At 32.8% G+C, this 19,673-nt stretch carries 18 protein-coding genes; 1 reads left to right on the forward strand and 17 read right to left on the reverse strand.

The window, feature by feature from the left end; genetic code table 11:
• Positions 1-12: 12 nt before the first annotated feature.
• The 6 genes from NST10_RS04255 to NST10_RS04280 all read right to left on the reverse strand — a co-directional run bounded on the left by NST10_RS04255 (position 13) and on the right by NST10_RS04280 (position 5,830).
• On the reverse strand, positions 13-894 hold the full coding sequence (locus tag NST10_RS04255) for an aspartate carbamoyltransferase catalytic subunit (protein ID WP_001016166.1): 882 nt from the start codon (positions 892-894) through the stop codon (positions 13-15).
• Between the two features lie 27 nt (positions 895-921).
• Positions 922-2,229, reverse strand: coding sequence for a solute carrier family 23 protein (locus NST10_RS04260; protein ID WP_001178615.1), 1,308 nt, complete (start codon positions 2,227-2,229; stop codon positions 922-924).
• A 217-nt stretch (positions 2,230-2,446) separates the two neighbouring features.
• A complete protein-coding gene (gene pyrR / locus NST10_RS04265) occupies positions 2,447-2,974 on the reverse strand; it encodes a bifunctional pyr operon transcriptional regulator/uracil phosphoribosyltransferase PyrR (protein WP_000003870.1) in 528 nt (175 codons plus the stop codon).
• A gap of 401 nt (positions 2,975-3,375) precedes the next feature.
• Complete coding sequence (locus NST10_RS04270) at positions 3,376-4,293, reverse strand: RluA family pseudouridine synthase (RefSeq protein ID WP_339211461.1); 918 nt, start codon at positions 4,291-4,293, stop codon at positions 3,376-3,378.
• Complete coding sequence (lspA, locus tag NST10_RS04275; RefSeq protein ID WP_000549208.1) at positions 4,293-4,784, reverse strand: signal peptidase II; 492 nt, start codon at positions 4,782-4,784, stop codon at positions 4,293-4,295. The genes NST10_RS04270 and lspA overlap by 1 nt, the downstream gene beginning before the upstream one ends.
• 248 nt (positions 4,785-5,032) lie before the next feature.
• Positions 5,033-5,830 carry a VOC family protein gene (locus tag NST10_RS04280; protein WP_339211464.1) on the reverse strand — a complete coding sequence of 266 codons (798 nt, stop codon included), beginning with the start codon at positions 5,828-5,830 and terminating at the stop codon, positions 5,033-5,035.
• A gap of 275 nt (positions 5,831-6,105) precedes the next feature.
• Here NST10_RS04280 and NST10_RS04285 point away from each other — a divergent pair, with 275 nt between their 5' ends.
• The gene (locus NST10_RS04285; protein WP_000121211.1) at positions 6,106-7,053 is read left to right on the forward strand and encodes an IS30-like element ISSau1 family transposase; all 948 of its coding nucleotides are present in this window, start codon (positions 6,106-6,108) and stop codon (positions 7,051-7,053) included.
• A gap of 110 nt (positions 7,054-7,163) precedes the next feature.
• On the opposite strand, the gene ileS is transcribed toward NST10_RS04285, so the two are convergent.
• From ileS to murD, 11 genes are all read right to left on the reverse strand, one after another.
• Positions 7,164-9,917 carry an isoleucine--tRNA ligase gene (gene ileS / locus NST10_RS04290; RefSeq protein ID WP_000384706.1) on the reverse strand — a complete coding sequence of 918 codons (2,754 nt, stop codon included), beginning with the start codon at positions 9,915-9,917 and terminating at the stop codon, positions 7,164-7,166.
• Between the two features lie 220 nt (positions 9,918-10,137).
• Entirely contained in the window at positions 10,138-10,755 is a 618-nt protein-coding gene (locus tag NST10_RS04295) for a DivIVA domain-containing protein (protein WP_001117066.1), read from the reverse strand.
• Between the two features lie 23 nt (positions 10,756-10,778).
• On the reverse strand, positions 10,779-11,558 hold the full coding sequence (locus NST10_RS04300; protein ID WP_001801395.1) for an RNA-binding protein: 780 nt from the start codon (positions 11,556-11,558) through the stop codon (positions 10,779-10,781).
• A 109-nt stretch (positions 11,559-11,667) separates the two neighbouring features.
• On the reverse strand, positions 11,668-11,958 hold the full coding sequence (locus tag NST10_RS04305) for a YggT family protein (protein ID WP_000354114.1): 291 nt from the start codon (positions 11,956-11,958) through the stop codon (positions 11,668-11,670).
• Between the two features lie 11 nt (positions 11,959-11,969).
• Complete coding sequence (locus NST10_RS04310) at positions 11,970-12,533, reverse strand: cell division protein SepF (RefSeq protein WP_000018608.1); 564 nt, start codon at positions 12,531-12,533, stop codon at positions 11,970-11,972.
• Entirely contained in the window at positions 12,530-13,198 is a 669-nt protein-coding gene (locus NST10_RS04315; RefSeq protein WP_001548498.1) for a YggS family pyridoxal phosphate-dependent enzyme, read from the reverse strand. The genes NST10_RS04310 and NST10_RS04315 overlap by 4 nt, the downstream gene beginning before the upstream one ends.
• A 23-nt stretch (positions 13,199-13,221) precedes the next feature.
• Positions 13,222-14,013 (reverse strand): peptidoglycan editing factor PgeF, encoded by a 792-nt coding sequence (gene pgeF / locus NST10_RS04320; protein WP_339211474.1) that lies wholly within the window; start codon positions 14,011-14,013, stop codon positions 13,222-13,224.
• Between the two features lie 257 nt (positions 14,014-14,270).
• Complete coding sequence (gene ftsZ, locus NST10_RS04325; RefSeq protein ID WP_000888997.1) at positions 14,271-15,443, reverse strand: cell division protein FtsZ; 1,173 nt, start codon at positions 15,441-15,443, stop codon at positions 14,271-14,273.
• Between the two features lie 32 nt (positions 15,444-15,475).
• Positions 15,476-16,882, reverse strand: coding sequence for a cell division protein FtsA (ftsA, locus tag NST10_RS04330; protein WP_000391030.1), 1,407 nt, complete (start codon positions 16,880-16,882; stop codon positions 15,476-15,478).
• A gap of 105 nt (positions 16,883-16,987) precedes the next feature.
• The gene (locus NST10_RS04335) at positions 16,988-18,307 is read right to left on the reverse strand and encodes a cell division protein FtsQ/DivIB (RefSeq protein ID WP_000342189.1); all 1,320 of its coding nucleotides are present in this window, start codon (positions 18,305-18,307) and stop codon (positions 16,988-16,990) included.
• Positions 18,308-18,322: 15 nt separating this feature from the next.
• Positions 18,323-19,672, reverse strand: a complete 1,350-nt coding sequence (gene murD, locus NST10_RS04340; protein WP_000935984.1) for a UDP-N-acetylmuramoyl-L-alanine--D-glutamate ligase — start codon at positions 19,670-19,672, stop codon at positions 18,323-18,325.
• Position 19,673 lies beyond the last annotated feature (1 nt).

Raw genomic sequence — 19,673 nt, forward strand, 5'->3', positions numbered from 1 at the left:
TCGTCCCCTTACCTATTTTAATAATTCATCAATGACTGCCATCCTTAAGTAAACGCCATTTTCCATTTGCTTAAAAATTCTTGATTTTGAAGCTTCTACTAAATCGCTTTGTATTTCTACTCCTCTATTCACAGGTGCCGGATGCATGACAATAGCATGTTCTTGTAATTTGTTATAACGCACTTCATTTAAGCCATGCTTTTGATGATAATCATCTGCTGCAAATCTAGTTTCTTCTGCAAGCCCATGTCTTTCATGTTGAATTCTTAATAACATAACTATATCTACTGTTTCTATAACATCATCTATATTTACATAAGGCGCTTCTAAAGAATCATCAATCCAAGCATTTGGGCTATTAAACATTACGTTTGCACCTAATGCTTTTAAACTATGATAATTACTACGTGCGACACGTGAATTTTTAATGTCGCCACAAATCAATACATTCAAGCCTTCAAAATATCCATATTCTTCATATATCGTCATTAAATCAAGCAAACTTTGTGTTGGATGTTGTCCACTACCATCACCAGCATTCGCAATTGGGATGTTAATATTCGCTAATTTTTCATAGTAGTTATTAAACGGATGTCTAATGACTAATAAATCACAGCCAATACTTTCTAAAGTTTTACATGTGTCATATAAAGATTCACCTTTTGAAACAGATGATGTTGATGTTTCAAAGCTAATCGTTTTTAACCCTAGCTTAAGTTCTGCCATTTCAAAACTACATTTTGTTCGAGTAGAATTTTCAAAGAATAAATTTGCGACATATTTCCCTTCAAAGTTTGGTAGTTGACGTTCACCAGATTTAAATTGACTTGCCTTTTGGATAAGTTTGTATATTTGATCTGTAGATAAATGTTCCATTGATAATAAATGATTCATAAAAGCGCCCTCCTTAATTTGTAAATCTTAATTGTTTTGTTTTTTCTCTTTAGGTAAGATTAAGTTCAAAATAATTCCTGAAAGTGCAGCTAATGCCATTCCTTCAATTTGAAGGTTGATACCAATTTCTTTTAAGTTAAATACTAAATTACCGATACCTACAACTAAAATTACTGAAGCTATAACTAAATTTCGATTGTTCGCAAAATCTACTTTGCTTTCAACTAACATTCTTAAGCCACTTGCTGCAATAATACCGAAAAGTAATATAGATACTCCTCCCATAACTGGTGTAGGTATAGAAGAAATTAATGCAGTGAACTTACCAATGAATGCTAAAACAATTGCTATAACTGCCGCACCACCAATGACGTAAATACTGTATATTCTTGTAATCGCTAATACACCGATATTTTCACCATATGTTGTACTTGGTGGTCCACCAATAATACTGGCAAACATTGTAGAAACACCATCACCAATGATTGATTTATCAAGTCCTGGCTTTTCAAAGAAGTTTCTACCTACGATTTTATTCAGTACCATTTGGTGCCCAATATGTTCACTTACTGTTACGAACACAATCGGAATCATTACAAGTACAAGTCCTAAGTGAAATGAAGGTACATAATCTTTAAATGGCAGATAAATATGAGGGAAATCTATCCATTTTGCTGACATAATTGCATCAAATTTCACAATCCCCATAAAAATCGCTACCACATAACCTACGATAATACCTACAAGTACTGGAATTAAAGATAGGAATCCTTTAAAAAATCCTTGAACGAATATTGTTACAAGCAAGGTTATCATTGCAACAATTAAGAAACTGATATTGTAACCTTTCATATCTCCAGGATTTTCATACATTGCCATATTGACTGCAGTAGGCGCTAAGCTTAAACCAATTACCATGATGACTGGTCCTACAACAACTGGTGGTAATAATTTCATTAACCATGCTGTCCCACTTAATTTGATTAGAATCCCGATGATGACGTACATAACACCACTCATGAATAATGCTACAAGCATGTCTCCTAAGCTATGCGTACTTAATCCCGTGATAATTGGTGTGATAAATGCAAAGCTAGATCCCAAGTATGCTGGTATTTGCGCCTTCGTTATTAAGATATAAAGTAATGTACCGATTCCCGAAGCTAGTAACGCTGCTGATATTGGTAATCCTGTTAAGAATGGTACTAGTACTGTTGCGCCAAACATCGCAAATAAATGTTGTAAGCTTAAAAATGCCCATTGCGCTGGTTGTGGTTTTTCATTTACATCTAGTACAGGTTTTACTGTTCGTTCAAACATTTCATCATTTTGCATAATATTCATTTCCTCCGATAATAAAAAAATCTCTTTACATCAGTATATGTAAAGAGACAAAAAGTGTGACAAGTTGCTACAAGTCATTTTCGTCCATAGAAATTGACTTATAGTTGTCGAACATGAGGGTATTATTAGATAAACAAGCATATGAAAACTTATTTATCATTCAACTCCCCCACCTTTTTCAGTCTCTCGTACTGAATTAAAAGGGGTATTATTTAATTATAACTGCATTTCTTTGATCCATTTCTTCTAAATAGACACTTACCGTTTCCTCTTTAGAAGTAGGTATATTTTTACCAACAAAATCTGCTCGAATTGGTAACTCACGATGTCCTCGATCAACCAAAGCAGCCAAACCAATTTTAATAGGTCTAGCATTTAGCAAAATAGCATCAAGTGAAGCACGAACCGTTCGACCAGTATACAGCACATCGTCAATAATGATGACTACTTTATCTGTAATATCTGTGTCGATGTCTATTGCGTCTTTTGTCGTAAGTGATGACATATGCTCTATATCATCTCTAAAGTATGTAATATCAATTGTTCCAGTAGGTATACGTTGTTGCTCAATTTGATGAATTTTATCTTGTATACGATTCGCTAAATATTCACCTCTTGTTTTGATACCTAAAAGAATTAAATTATCAGTACCTTTGTTATACTCCAAAATTTCATGAGCGATTCTCGTTACTGTACGTTGTATTGCGGCATCATCCATTATGATACGTTCAGACATATTCTCACCCTTTCAAAATTTAGAAACAAAAAACCTCATGTCTTTAATATCGACATGAGGTTTAGTATATACAATCATCCTATTTACATAGAAGAATCGTAGTATTACTACTTATTCTTGCATATGTGAAAGTGTTATGATTCATTTTAGTATATATCTATATTTTCATGTCTTTGACGTCTCTCTGAACGCTCAATTAAAGACTCTTTATGTTGTACTTAAACTGTTATAAGGATAATACTAATCAGGCGCTTTGTCAATCTATATTGAAAAATTAACCATTCTCAGTAAAAATGTTAACCTTAATCTATTTTATAATGTGTTTTCATTTTTAAAAAAACGAAAACGATAAATACTTATAGTTTACATAATAATGTTATCGTAATTATAGCACGACACAATTATACATCTCTTTTTCGAATTGTATCTAATAAATCTTCAAAGTCTTGTGCTAATTCAGCATGTCTTTCAATATATTCACCTGTTACTGGATGTTCGAATCCAATAAGTCCAGCATGTAAAGCTTGACCACCAATATCCAATGTCTTTTTCGGTCCATACTTTGGATCACCAACTAATGGGAAGCCAATATATTTCATGTGCACACGGATTTGATGCGTACGTCCTGTTTCAAGTTGACATTCAACAAGCGTATAATCTTTAAAATGTTCTAGTACGTTAAAATGTGTCACTGCTTCCTTACCATCATCAACAACAGCCATAGATTGACGATCATTTTTGTTTCTACCAATTGGCGCATCGATTGTTCCGTAATCATGAGGAATATTCCCGTGAACTAAAGCGATATATTTTCTTTTAACAGATTTATCCATTAATTGTTCTACAAGCCCACGATGAGCAATATCATTTTTAGCAACCATTAATAAACCAGAAGTATCCATATCTATACGGTGAACAATACCTGGACGAATTTCTCCATTAATACCCGATAAATCTTTAATTTGATACATTAAACCATTAACTAATGTATTGGTATAATGACCTGGTGATGGATGAACTACCATGCCTTTCGGTTTATAAACAACTGCAACGTCATCATCTTCATAATAAATATCTAAATTTAAATTTTCAGGTAGAATGTCAGCTTCAACCACTTCTTTTTCAGTGACAACTATATGATCATTAAGTTTCACTTTATAATTAGATTTAACAACTTTATCGTTTGCAACGACTAAACCTGCTTTAATCCAATCTTGTATCTGGTTACGAGACCAATCACTATTTAATTCAGGCAGCAACTTATCTACACGCATACCTGTTTGTTCTTTATCTGTAATGTTAAATTCATAAGTCTCCATTACTTAACCTCCTTCTCCTTTTTATTGGAAGTATCCTTTAATAAGGCAATAATAATTAATATTACACCAATTGTTAAACTTGAATCTGCGATATTAAATATTGGAAAATCATAACCAAAAATATTTGTATCAATAAAGTCAACAACTTCTCCTGTTAAAACTCTATCAATAAAGTTTCCAAGTGCACCTGCAAAAAGTAAACTAATAGCAACTTGCATAAACAAATTATATTGAGCATCTTTAATAAAGAAATATACTAAGGCTATTAATATAATAATGGTAATAATAAAGAAAAATGTCATTTTTCCACTCAATATTCCCCATGCAGCACCATTATTTCGATGTGATGTTATGTTTAAAAAGTGCGGTATCACTTCAAATGAATCTCCAATTTTCATTGTAGTAGCTATAATATATTTAGTAACTTGGTCAAATATAACGACAAATACTGCTATTAAAATGGAAGTGCCAATAAAATATTTTTTGTGCATTTTCGTTCCTCCAATCAATCGTCCATAAGACAACTCTTTATATTATAGCTTACACCTGCTAATAAAAAAAGTAAGCATATTACATTAAATCTAATGTTACTAACTCAATACTTGATAAACTACTATGTTTTGACATTAAAAATTATGAAAGCAGCCTCATGGGAAACCTCATAAGACTGCCTTCATAGCTTGTATAAAAAGATCATTAAAAACGATTCATTATATGGTTCGTCCATTCAAAGTATTTACTAATCTTCAACTTCGATATGATTAAAGCGATAATAGATACCATCCGGACCTTGTAAATTTAAATGTGTTGTTTCAGGATAATGAAAGTCAACAATTGCTAATCCATACGTATCAAAATTTTCTACACGTTTCGTTGCTGATACCCAATCATTCATGGCCAAATGTTGATAATAGCCATTCGATGCTAAAAATATTGAATAATCATCCATATATGCCGATTGCTCTAATCCAAAATAATCGAGGTAGTAGTCTTTTACCTCTGATAAATGAATTGTCTTAATATGCAATGCACCTATAATAGCGTCATCTGGAATACCTAACCATAACAATTTTGTTGCATGACTCACTAATCTCGGTACATTTAATGGTCTAATATCAATTTTTACTAAATCATTTTGCCTCGTCCATTGCGCTTCGTCTTTATCAACATAAAATTTAAAACCGTTTCCTTCCGGGTCTTCAAAAAATAATGATAACGAAGCAGGCTGTATACCTCCGTTAACTGGAATATCATATTCGCTTAAATGAATTAGTAAATTAGCTAAATCACTAATTTGAGGTAGTTTAATTGCGATATGAAACAGTCTCGCTTCTGACATTAAAGGTTCACGTCCATTTTGTAATTCAACAAGTGTAATGACATGATTATTTTGACCTACTTCATATTGGATCGATGTTAATGTCTCATTTATAATATTTAATCCTAATACGTCCTCATAAAATGGCTTTAATTCATTCTTATCTCTCACATTTAAAGTGATACCATTTACAAAGTTTGCGTTACTGTTATGATACATTCAATTAACTCCTATCAAATTCAATATCTGTGCTTACTTTTACTTAAAATTATCGCGAACATAATTGAGAATAGCAACTATAACGCATTTATAAGCTTCAGAGAATTTGTACCATTCCTGAATAATTTTTATTTTAGTAAATCACACATTTTTTTTACATATGACGGATTGTAATATTAAGTGCAACACCTATAAAAATTCATAAAAAATGCCCATAATTGGCACTTTGTTGTAAGATGTTAATAACCACAAAAACACATACAAGGAGTGCCAACATGAGCTATAACCATCTTACACTAACTGAACGCGCACGTATAGAGGTTTTACGTCAAGAAAATTATTCTTTAAGATCTATTGCACGTAAATTAAAACGATCTGTATCTACTATCTCACGTGAAATTAGTAGGAATAATTTAAATCAGTCATATCAAGCTGAAACAGCTCAAAAAAATTATGAAACCAAAAGAAAACTTTGTGGTCGTCCTACTCGATTTACTCCAGAACTTGGTAATATCATTAAATATTATTTAAAATGCCACTGGTCTCCTGAACAAATCGTAGGTCGTCTATTACAAAACCAAATCTGTTTTAAAACCATCTATCGATGGATTAACTCTAATATGATTAATTTCGAACTTATTTCATGCCTTCGTCAAAAAGGAAAAAGACAGAAACCTAAAGAAACTAGAGGTAAGTTTAATATTGGCCGTCCTATTTCACAACGTCCTAAGGAAATAAAGAAACGTAATACATTCGGTCATTGGGAAGCTGACACAATTGTATCCAGCAGAGGCAAAAGTAAAGGGTGCATTGCTACTTTCGCAGAAAGAAAATCACGTTATTATTATTGTGTACTTATGCCTGATCGTTCCTCTAATTCTATGGAGACGGCAATTAATAACCTTATCAAACATCTACCTAAAGGTGCCGTTAAAACTATTACTGTCGATAGAGGGAAAGAGTTCTCTTGTTATCAAAATATTGAAAACCAATTTAATATTAATGTCTACTTCGCTGATCCATATTCCGCATGGCAAAGAGGTACAAATGAAAATACCAATGGTTTACTAAGAGAATTTTTCCCTAAGAAAACAGACTTAGCTAAAGTAAATCAAGAGCAACTTAACTATGCATTAGACTCAATTAATTATCGACCAAGAAAGTGTTTAAATTGGAAGTTTCCTTATGAAGTTTTATGTGATGAACTGTTGCACTTAAATTGACAAATCAACTCTCAAAAAAACTCTCTTCATCATGTCAACAAAAACTACAACATGATTATGAAGAGAGCTTTAATTTATATCATCTGTATAAGTACTTTATACAATTTCAATTATACAAGTGATTTTACAACTTGTTGGCATCGTGGGCATAGATGCGTCAATTCATCAACAGCACCAAGATCCTCTGAATAGTTCCAACATCTTTCACATTTTTCACCATCTGCATGTTCGATGACAATATCACCATGTTCATAAGCTGTTGCCTGATCATCTAACTTATCTACAACTTTAACTTGTGACACGATAAATAATTGATGTAATGCATCAAATGAAGTTAAGAATTCAGATGCATTAAATTTATCGTTACTAGCAATCGTAACTTTAGCTTCTAATGATTTACCAATAACTTTTTCATTACGAGCAGTTTCTAATGCACGGTTCACATCATCACGTAAATTCATAAATGTACGCCATTTATCCAATAAAGCTTGATCTACTTCTACAACTTTAGGCATGTCTGCTAAGTGAACACTTTCTTCTTTAACATGTGGTGTATGAGACCAAACTTCTTCAGCTGTATGCACTAAGATTGGTGCTAACAACTTCGTCATATCAACTAAAATTTGATATAACACTGTTTGCATACTACGACGGATATGAGAATCACGTTGTTCAATATATAAAATATCTTTACCGTAATCCAAATAGAAATTACTTAACTCAACATTGATAAAGTTTTGAACTTCTTGATAAATATTTAAGTAGTCAAAGTTTTCATAGTTGTTAATCGTACTTGCAGTAAATTCACGTAAACGATTTAGCAAGTAACGATCAACTTCTAATAACTCTGATTCAGGAATGCTATCTGTATCAGGATTGAAATCATTAATATTACCTAACATAAATCTTAATGTATTTCTGATTTTACGATAAACATCAGATGTTTGTTTTAAAATTTCATCAGAAATTCTAACATCAGCTAAATAGTCCGTACTACTTACCCAAAGTCTCGCAATATCAGCACCTTTTTGTTTAACCACTTGGTCAGGTACAATCACATTACCTAAAGATTTACTCATTTTCTTACCTTCACCGTCCATAACAAAACCATGAGAAAGTAAGAATTTATAAGGTGATACTCCTCTTGTAGCAACTGAAGTTGTAATAGAAGAGTTGAACCAACCACGATATTGGTCACTACCTTCTAAATACATATCTGCTGGGAAACTTAATTCCGGTCTTGTTTCCAACACGCCACGGTGTGATGAACCAGAATCAAACCAAACGTCCATAATGTCTGTTTCTTTAGTAAATGTACCGTTAGGGCTGCCTGGATGTGTAAATCCTTCTGGTAGTAAGTCTTTCGCTTCTCTTTCAAACCAAATATTTGAACCGTGTTCTGCAAATAAATCAGCAACATGATTCACTGTTTCTTTCGTCATGATAATTTCGCCATTTTCAGCATAAAATACTGGTAACGGTACACCCCAAACACGTTGACGAGAAATAACCCATTCGCCACGGTCACGAACCATATTGTAAATACGTGTTTTACCCCAATTTACTTTGAAGTTTGTATTTTCGATTGCATCTAAAATATCTTGTCTTACTTTACTGATTGAAGCAAACCATTGTGGTGTAGCACGGAAAATTACAGGTTTTTTTGTTCTCCAGTCGTGTGGATAGCTATGTGTAATAAAGTCTAATTTTAATAGTGCACCTTTTTCTGTTAATAAATCAGTAACGGCTTTATTAGCTTTATCATAGAACATTCCTTCAAATTGGCCGCCTTCTTCAGTAAATACACCTTTATCATCGATTGGACTAATTACTGGCAATTCATATTTTTGACCAACAATATAGTCATCTTCCCCGTGACCTGGTGCTGTATGTACACAACCTGTACCAGCATCTGTAGTAACATGATCACCATTAATCACTAACGATTCTCTATCTAAGAATGGATGTTGTGCTACAACATACTCCAATTCCTTACCTGTGTATTCTTTTTCTAATTTGATTGATGCTTTATCCCAATCCAGTGCTTCTGCTACGGCGTCAGATAAGGCTTCTGCAATAATATATTTTTCGCCATTTACATTGTATTGACCGTATTTTAATTCTGGATGAACGGTAATCGCAACATTTGATGGAATTGTCCATGGCGTTGTTGTCCAGATAATAAATTTAGCATCTGCATCAACGACACCTTTGTCATCTTTAACGTTAAATGCAACGTAAATTGATGCTGAACGTTTATCGTGATATTCAATTTCTGCTTCTGCTAATGAAGACTCACTTGAAGGAGACCAATAAACTGGCTTTTTACCTTTATAAATTAAACCTTTATCTGCCATTTCTCCAAAAATACGAATTTGTGCAGCTTCGTATTCAGGTTTTAATGTAATATATGGATCATTAAAGTCACCACGAACACCTAAACGTCTAAAATCTTTTTTCTGTAATTCAATTTGTTCTAAAGCAAATTCTTTACATTTCTCACGGAATTCAGCTGTTGACATTTTCTTACGGTCAACACCTTTTTTCGTTAATGCTTGTTCAATTGGCAAACCATGTGTATCCCAACCTGGTACGTATGGTGCATAGAACCCTTGCATAGTTTTATAACGTACAATAAAGTCTTTTAAAATTTTGTTCAAGGCATGTCCCATATGTAAGTTACCATTCGCGTATGGTGGGCCATCATGTAAAATGAATGTTTCGTTACCTTTATTTTTTTCTAACGCTTTATGGTATTGATCTTCTGCATCCCATTTTTCTTGAATTTGCGGTTCCTTGTTTGGTAAACCACCTCGCATTGGGAAATCTGTTTTAGGCATTAATAACGTTTCTTTGTAATCCATTTTTTTCACTCCTTAAAAATTTAAAAAACTCTAAGTTAAATTAAAAGGGACGATTGCTCGCGGTACCACCCTTATTAACTCAACTTAGAGTTCTCTCATTACATTATTTAAATATTAAAAAGCCAGTGATATAACATACATGCTTTTACTAGGCTCTCACCATTACCTAATTCGCTGTGAAAAGTTAAATGTATATTACGCGTCTGTCTTTATTTAATTCTTACTTCTTAGTTGTTTCTGAATCATTGGATTGTTGATTATTGTCTGATGTATTTGATGCATTATTTTGTGCATTTGCTGCAACTTCATCTGGCTTTAAATCATTTTCATGCAAATGATGAATATTTTCAAGCGTCACTTGTTCAGCGTCTAAATCATAATTCAACAAGTAATCCCAATCTTCGTTTTTTAATAAGTCTAATTGCGCTTCAACTAACATACGGAAACGCGATCTAAATACTTTTGATTGACGTTTCATATCTTCAGTCTGGAATGCTAAACGGCGTGCTTTTTCTACCGCGTCACCAACCATTTGATTAGCTTGTGCTTCTGCCTTAGCTATAATCGCTTCAGCTTGTTTCTCTGCAGCTTGCTTAGTTTCTTCACCAGCTTTTTGAGCTTGTATCAAAGCATCACTTACAGATTGATGCACGTCTTGATAAGACTTAATATTAGTATCTCTCTCTTCGATTACTTTTTCAAGTTGTTTTTTATCTTCTTTAAGACGTTCAATTTCAGTGCTTAGTTGCTCCAAAAAATTAGCAACTTCAGTAGGTTCTAAACCATTCTTTACACGTGAAAACTCTTTATTCTTAATTTCATTTGGTGTAAAAGGCATTTGTTATCCTCCTTAAATCATTACTATTTGAATAATGTTCTATAGGTAATGTGCGTTTTATCTTTTTTAGTTTTACCACCTAAGTCAGTAATGTGTGCTCTACCAAAACCTTGGATGGATATTAAATCATTTGCTTGTAATTGAAAATCTGCTGAATCAACAATAGTGTGATTCACTTTAACACGTTTTTTTTCGATTAGTTGTTTCGCAATCGTACGTGATTTACGTATCATTTCTTTAATAACAACATCTAACCTTAAAGAACTAACTGTTGCACTTTCAATTTTCCAATTCTCATTAGATTGTATCATATCTGTTACTGGAATAGTATAAAGTTTAACTGATGCGCCTTTAATACGTTGTAATTCTAACATAATAAATGATTCCAATCTACTTGTCAAAACAAATTGAATTCGTTCATTCACAATTATATCTCCAACTTGTTCGCGTTCGATACCTAAAGACATTAATGTCCCTAAAATATGTTGATGTTTTAAAGTGACGAATTTTTCAGGATAATCTATTTCCATTAAAGTTAAATCAAAGTCACTTTCTTTAGGTTCGTAATAGTTCGGCGAAATGATTGCTCTTTTTCTTTCAGCATTAGGCCCGCCATAAAAAGATACGTTTAAATCTTCATAACTGCCACAAATCACTTCCAATATATATTGCCCTCTTGGATCTAAAAAATGCGTTAATACTGGTGCATAATGCTGTTCCGCTTGATCACATTTATCCGTTAGCTGATCAATTAATTCGTATTCTTCCTGTCTAAAGTGTTGATAAATATCTATGTTAATCACTACCTTAAAAAAATTATAAAATACCATCTATTGCCCTTATATTTAGAAAAATACATATCAAAAACGAGGCTAAAGTATCATGTACCCTTGCCTCGTTATGTCGCTTAATTTATTGTAATTGAATTAAAATCCAATTAAAGATTTGGAGTAACCCTTTTTGGAATAATACTAAAACGATAATTGCAGCGATTGATGATATGTCGATAATTCCAATAGGTGGAATTACTTTTCTAAATGGTTGTAAGAAAGGTTCATATATTTTCGCTAAAAAATAACCTACCTTAGTTTCTCTAATACTTGGTACCCAAGATGTAAAGAAATATATAATCATGCCGAAATAATAAATTTCAACAACAAAAAGGATAAATTTAAAAATTGTAGCTAGCACATTTATATCCATATGTTAACTCCTTAGTCGAATGAATGTTCCATATTTTCAATATGGTCTGTAATGCTTCCAGCTACTTCCACATTATCAGGCGTACATAAGAAAATATCAGTACCTACACGTTGGATATCTCCACCGATTGCATAAACAGTACCGCTTAAAAAATCAATAATTCTTTTCGCTGATACTTTATCAATACGTTGTAAATTGACAAGTGTCGCACGGCGGTTTTTAAGCTCATCAGCAATATCTTGTGTATCTGAAAAAACACGTGGTTCGAATAAACACATTTTTGAACTTTCTTGTGATGCATTGTTTGGTGTAGCATTGTTCATAGTTACAACATTACGTGAATTATTTTTTGAATAATTAGACATACGGTTATTCCTTTCTTCTGACGTTGTTGTATATCTTGATGCAGATTTTTGAGGGACTGATTTGATTGCGTTTTGTTTTGTTGTTTGTTGTGACTGCTCTTTTGCTGGCGCTTCATTTACCTGTTGTTGTTTGTCAGGTACTTCTACTTCCTCTTCATCATCTATTACAAAAAATCCACTAAATAAATCTTTTAAAGCCAAGTGGCTCACTCCTCTTCTCCTACAAGTTTAGTCCCAATTCTAACAAACGTTGCACCTTCTTCAACTGCAATAAGATAGTCATTACTCATTCCCATTGATAATTCATCACAAGGCGCATATTCTAAATTGAGTCGTTGTATTTCTTCTTTTTTCAAACGTAACTGTTTAAATAACGATCTAATATATGCTTCATCATCTGTCAATGGTGCCATCGTCATTAAACCTACAATTTCGATTTTGTCATATTTTTTAAGATCATCTATAAACTGATCAACATCTTCTAAAGCAATACCATGTTTAGAAGCTTCTCCCGAAACGTTCACTTGCAAGAAACATTTAATTTTATGTTCTGCACGTTTGTTAATTTCTTTGGCTAAGCTCAATCGATCTAAAGCATGGAAATAATCTACGTCGTTTATAACGTCCTTAACTTTTCGAGATTGTAATGATCCTATAAAATGGATCACCGCATCTGATGGTAATGCTTCTTTCTTTTGAAAAAAGCCTTCCAATCTATTCTCACCAAAATGTCTTATTCCAGCCTCATACGCTTCTTTAGCTCGCTCTATTGTAACATATTTTGTAACTGCAATCACGTTTGGTTTTGTTGAAAAATTATTTTTTTCACTTTTGTCATTAATTTGTGTTGAGATTTGTTGTAAATTATCTTTCACACGCAAACATATCTCCTCCTTGTTTACTGTTGACCAATGAATGCTAACATGCGTCCTGTTTGACCTTTTTCTAATCGATAAGAGAAAAATAACTCTAAATGTTCAGATGTAGCATACGCTGTCGTATAAATATTTTCTTTAGGAACACCATAATTATTTAATAATGCAGCATTGGCTTTTTTCAAATCAACACCATGACGATCTCGTCCTCTAGTTTCAATATAGTTGGCACTATCAATTGGCAATGTTTCAAATTTATTTTTAATATCATCATTAATTTCATAACTTGATGATGTAGATGGTCCAATAACGACATGTAAGTCTTTCAAATCAAAGTTCACATGTTTTAGCACTTCTTTTACAATTTCAGTATAGGTACCACGCCACCCTGCATGGGCCAATGCAATAAAATGATGTTTTGTACTATAAAAATATACTGGTACACAGTCTGCATAACACATCGTTAATAAGACATTACTATCATATGTGTACATCGCATCAATACCATGAAGCGCATCAGTTAAAGTGTCTATATTTGTGCCTATATCATCCTTGGTAATACAAGCGACTTTATTTTCATGTGTTTGGATGGGAAACACCCAATTTTTTCTATCAAACGCAATTTCTTCAGCTAATTGCAATTGATGTTGAGTAATATTATATGGGCAATCATCAATATATCTCGCCATATTAAAAGCATTTTTAGGATAGTCACTTAAACCATCGCCTCTAGTTGTAATACCTAGAGTAATACCTTGTTGTAATAATTCTTCATATATTAAATGATGCGGTTGCTTTTTAAAATTATCATTCACTCGATCGTCACCATCATTTCATTTAAATTATCTTCGTCTAACTGTACAAAGTTAATAATTATATAATATAACATTTATGTTTAAAGTTAAAATGTTGCGCAAATAATTTTCGACTTAATTTTGACACGATACTTAAACACTTTTAATGACTTCGAAAAACTTAAATGTCCTTCTACATGTTCTAAAAATTAGTAAAAAAATCATCAGATATGTTATCTGATGATTTGTGTTGAATTATTTGTGTATATATTAACCGATTAACGTCTTGTTCTTCTTGAACGTCTTTCTTCTCTATTTCTAATGAAGCTAGGAATATCATCTTCTTTAGTTGTATGTGTTCTTTCACTTACACTATCAGTTGCTTGTGCATTTGATGAATTTGAAGTGAATGATTCATCTTTAGAAGTTGCATTGCTAGAAGTATTTACGCTTGTTCCGAATCCAGTGCTACCAGATTTACGACCATGTGATGTTGGTTTGTCATCAAAACCAGTTGCAATAACTGTTACAACAATCTCATCTTGTAATTCAGGATTAATAACTGTACCGAAAATCATATTAACGTCTTCATCTGCAGCATCTTGGACAATATCAGCAGCCTCTTGTGCTTCAAATAATGACAATGACTCGCCACCAGTAATATTCATAAGCACACCTTGTGCACCAACGATAGATGTTTCAAGTAATGGAGAAGAGATTGCTTTTTTAGCAGCTTCTACCGCTCTATTTTCACCAGAAGAAACACCAATACCCATTAATGCAGAACCTTGGTTAGACATAATTGTCTTAACGTCTGCAAAGTCTAAGTTTACTTCACCAGAAACAGCGATTAAGTCTGAGATACCTTGTACACCTTGGCGTAACACGTTATCAGCTTCTTTAAATGCTTCCATCATTGGCGTAGATTTGTCAACGATATCTAATAAACGGTCATTTGGTATAACGATTAATGTATCTACTGCAGCTTTCATAGCTTCTACTCCAGCAGCAGCTTGAGTTTGACGTTTACGTCCTTCAAAACTAAATGGACGAGTTACAACACCAACAGTTAATGCGCCCATTTCTTTTGCAATTTTAGCAACGACTGGTGCTGCACCAGTACCAGTTCCGCCACCCATACCAGAAGTAACAAATACCATGTCTGCACCTTGGATTGCATCTTCAATTTGTTCACGAGATTCCTCTGCAGCTTTTTTACCGATTTCAGGGTTAGCTCCTGCTCCTAAACCTCGTGTTAATTTTTCACCGATTTGGATTTTAGATTCAGCTTTAGATAAGTTTAAAGCTTGACCGTCTGTGTTGATAGCGATAAATTCAACATTATTCATTCCATGGTCAATCATTCGGTTTACGGCGTTGTTACCGCCACCACCTACACCAATGACCTTTAAAGTCGCTAAATGATTAAATCCTTGTTCAAATTCTAACATTTAAATTTCCTCCTAGTTTTATTGGCCAATAATCATTCAAATAGAGATTTCATTAGTTTTTTGAATTTACTTTCTTCTTTATCTTTGTCTTGAACATGTTCATGATTCTGTTTATGTTCCTGATGATTATCTTCTGATTGATAAATTTCTTCATCTGATGACTCTACTTCATTTTCATGAGTATCTTTTTTGTTTGTTTTACGTTTAAACCAATCAAATCCGCCTAATTTAGATTCGTTATCTTTGTCTTTCACATCAATAACATCTTCTTCAGTTTCTTCATTATCATGATAATTAATTGTAACATAATCTAATAACTCATCAAAAGCGATACTACTAGAAATTGTAGAAATTGCTGAAGAAAATTCAGGTTTTCTAATTCCCATTTGTGATGGCGTGTGAATTCTAACTTTTTCACTTACCATATCTGATAATAATTCTTTTACGCCAAGTAAGTTTGCAGATCCACCAGTTACAATAAACCCACCATTTACTTTTGTTAATCCTAAATCTTGTAAAACATCAAATACTTCGAAGAATATTTCTTCTACACGCGCTTCAATAAAGTCACTCAAATCTTTTTGAGTATACTGTACTGTTTCATCACTATCAACCTGTTCAACAGTGAAGATATCTTGATCTGAAGCAGAATCATAGAATGCATGACCGTATTGGTGTTTAACTTTTTCAGCAGTTTCATAAGAAGTGTTTAATCCTTGTGCAATATCGTCTGTAATATCACGCCCTGCCATTTCGATAGAATCAGCATCTACTAATTCACCGCGTTCATAAAAAGCAACTTGCGTAACGTCTTCACCAATATCAATGACACATGCACCTAACTCTTTTTCAGTAGCTGTTAGGATTGAACCATAGTTATACGCATCAGAATAAACATCTAATACATCAACACCACATGCTTCAACGCATTTAATCATATTAATTAAAATCGATTTTTGAATAGCAATTACGCCTGCTTCAACCTTTAATGAATGTCTGGCAATTAATTCTTTAGGGTCTGAAACCTCATTTTCTTTATCGACTATAAAACGAATTGGGAATACATTAATTACTTCTGTTTCTTGCACATCATTTTTTTCTCTAATACCTTCTAATACTTTTTCGATATGTGAACCGTTGATTTCTGTATCCTCATAAAAGTCGATTTCATTTGATTCATCATAAACTTCCGTTCCAATGATAGGTAATTTCAGGAAAACTTCTTTAATATCAACACCCGAAGCGATTGATGCCTTTTTAATTGTGTCTTTGATTGCTTGTCGCGCAATATCAAAATCATCAATTAAACCATTTTTTATACCGCTCGTGTAGGTTTGTCCTGTACCTATCACATTTATACCATTGTGAAATTTCTCGCCTACTATTGTTTTTACGCTTGATGATCCAATATCAATACTTACGTAGTAATGTTCTTCCATAGATAGGCACCTCCTGACAAATTACTATTAAAAAAATACACTATCCTTAGTTTACAATACGTTGAATGGCTTGTGAACTATAAACATAGACAATATCAAAATTTTTTAATTATTCTTACTTGATTGTTTGTTAATCTTGTTTAAAACGCTTTGTAATTCTTCTTTTGCTTGATTTTCCTCTTGAGATGATTTAGTCACATTTTTATCGCTTTCTGATTGAGTAGACGTGTTTCCACGGTATGGGATAAATGAAGCACCGACTGATAAATCAATATAGCCTCGTGTTTTTAGTTTACCCGAACTATCTCTTGATAATGATTGTGACATCTGCGGATAATATTTCATTTTCTTAGATATCGTCGAAATATCACCGATTACTTGAAGTCCATCCGTCGTAAACAATTCAATTCTGCTTTGTTTGTTTTTACTTGGGGCGTATGTCACTTCGGCAATATATCGTCTAACTTCAGGTGTCATTTCAGATAACGCCTTAATCATATCATCTTCTTTTGTACCTTTGAAACCATCCATGACAGGTGCATCATTAATTTTGACATCATTTGAACCTTTAAGCAATTTACCATTTTCTAATAAAGGTAAATATTTACCTTTATATTTCACTAAAGCAATAATTTCATTTTCTGTGATATCTACGTTTAATGTGTTTGGTAATTGCTTGTGTATCTCAACACTTTTGATTAATGGATCCTCTTCGAGATCATTAATAGCATTTTTTTTACTAAACGTATACATCCTCGAATCATTTTTAACACCTAAAACTTTGTTTATCTTTGAAGTACTAACGTGATTATTTCCATTTATATTTACATGCGCAATTTTACTAAGTGGTGAAAACATGTAAATTAATATAACAGCAATCAACAATACCAATATTGTAATAACACTGTATTGGATTCGTTTTTGTCGTTTACGTCTTACCTTCCGCTTTTCTTCAAGTGTTAATGGTTTTAATTGTGTTACTTTACTTTTTCGTTCTTTTTTCGTTACTGTTTCCTCATCATTCGAGTCGCTATTTTGTTCATTTGGAGCTGATTGATGTTGTTCGTTGTCGACTGCAATTCCATTCGATTCATTTTGGTCGTCAGTTTCTTGATTATATCTATAATCCTCATTTTCAATATTAGAGTCTGTAGAATCATCGATATTATTATCATTCGCATGACTAGAAGCAGAATCATTATTTTCTTCATTGCCTTGTTCTTTTTTGAAGTCTTTATTTATCAAGTAAATTTCTTCATCAAAATCAGCTTGTTGAGATGTATCATCTTTATTTTGATTAGAAAAATGTGTAGCCTTTGATCTTTTTCTTTGCCGTCTTTTCTTAGATGTATTCCTCGTAAATAATTCTAATTCATCTTTATCTTCATTTGATTCTTGTTGATCGTTCTTCGTTTTATCATCCATCAATACTCACACCCTTTAATAAGATGGTAAATGGGCACGGAATCTTTCAATAAATTTCTCTCCACGCTCTTCAAAAGTACTATATTGATCCCAACTTGCACAAGCAGGTGACAATAATACAACATCATTGGGTTCTATAATATCTTGTACTTTATCAACAGCGTCTTCGACATTGTTCGCTTCAATGACCGATTTCCCTTGACTATTACCTAGTTTAGCAAACTTAGCTTTCGTTTGTCCGAATACAACCATCGCGCGAACATTTTCCATATAAGGAATGAGTTCGTCAAATTCATTCCCTCGATCCAAACCACCACATAACCAAATGATTGGTTGATTAAATGAATTTAAGGCAAACTGTGTTGCTAGCGTGTTTGTTGCTTTGGAATCATTATAATATTTATTAGTTCTATTAGTACCAACATATTGCAATCTATGCTCTATTCCTGAAAATGTAGTTAAACTATCAATAATTGCTTTAATAGGTACACCAGCTAAAATACAAGCAAGCACAGCTGCTAATATATTTTCTAAATTATGTTCACCAGGCAATACTAAATCTTCAGTGTTAATAATACGAACACCTTTATAAACGATAAAACCATCTTTAATATAAATACCATCAACTTCTTGTTGTGTTGAGAAATACAATGTCTTAGCTTTTAATTCTTCCGACTCTATCACTTGTCTTTGATGATAATTACAAATCAAATAATCTTCTTCCGTTTGATTTTTATATATTTGCTTTTTAGCATTTTGATAGTTTTCTAAATTTTCATGGTAATCTAGATGCGCTGAATAAATGTTAGTAATTATAGCAATGTGTGGTTTATACTTTTCGATTCCAAGTAACTGGAATGACGACAACTCTGTAACTAAATAATCTGTAGGCTTTACTTCTTGTGCTACTTTAGATGCAACATAACCAATATTGCCGGATAATCTTCCAGTTAAGCGACTTTTTTTAAACATATCTCCAATTAGAGAAGTAACTGTCGTTTTACCATTTGTACCTGTTACAGCTATGATTGGTGCTTCAGAGATTAGATAACTTAACTCAACTTCTGTTAAAATTTTCAAACCTCGTTTCACTGCTTCATCAATAATAGATACTGTATATGGTATTCCAGGATTTTTAACAATTATTGGATTTTTATCAAGTAATGTTAATGGATGACTTCCACTTACAACAGAAATGCCCATAGATTCTAAATCTTTTGCATGAGCATCTTGTGATAAGTCTTTCCCATCATTGACAGTCACATTCGCACCTAATTTACTTAATAATTTAGCTGCTTCATAACCACTTTTTGCCAAACCGACGACTAATACATTTTTATTTTCTAACCCTGTGTAATTAAGCATC

Origin of the sequence: Staphylococcus sp. FSL W8-0305, assembly GCF_037966415.1 — a bacterium.
Lineage (GTDB): Bacteria > Bacillota > Bacilli > Staphylococcales > Staphylococcaceae > Staphylococcus > Staphylococcus aureus.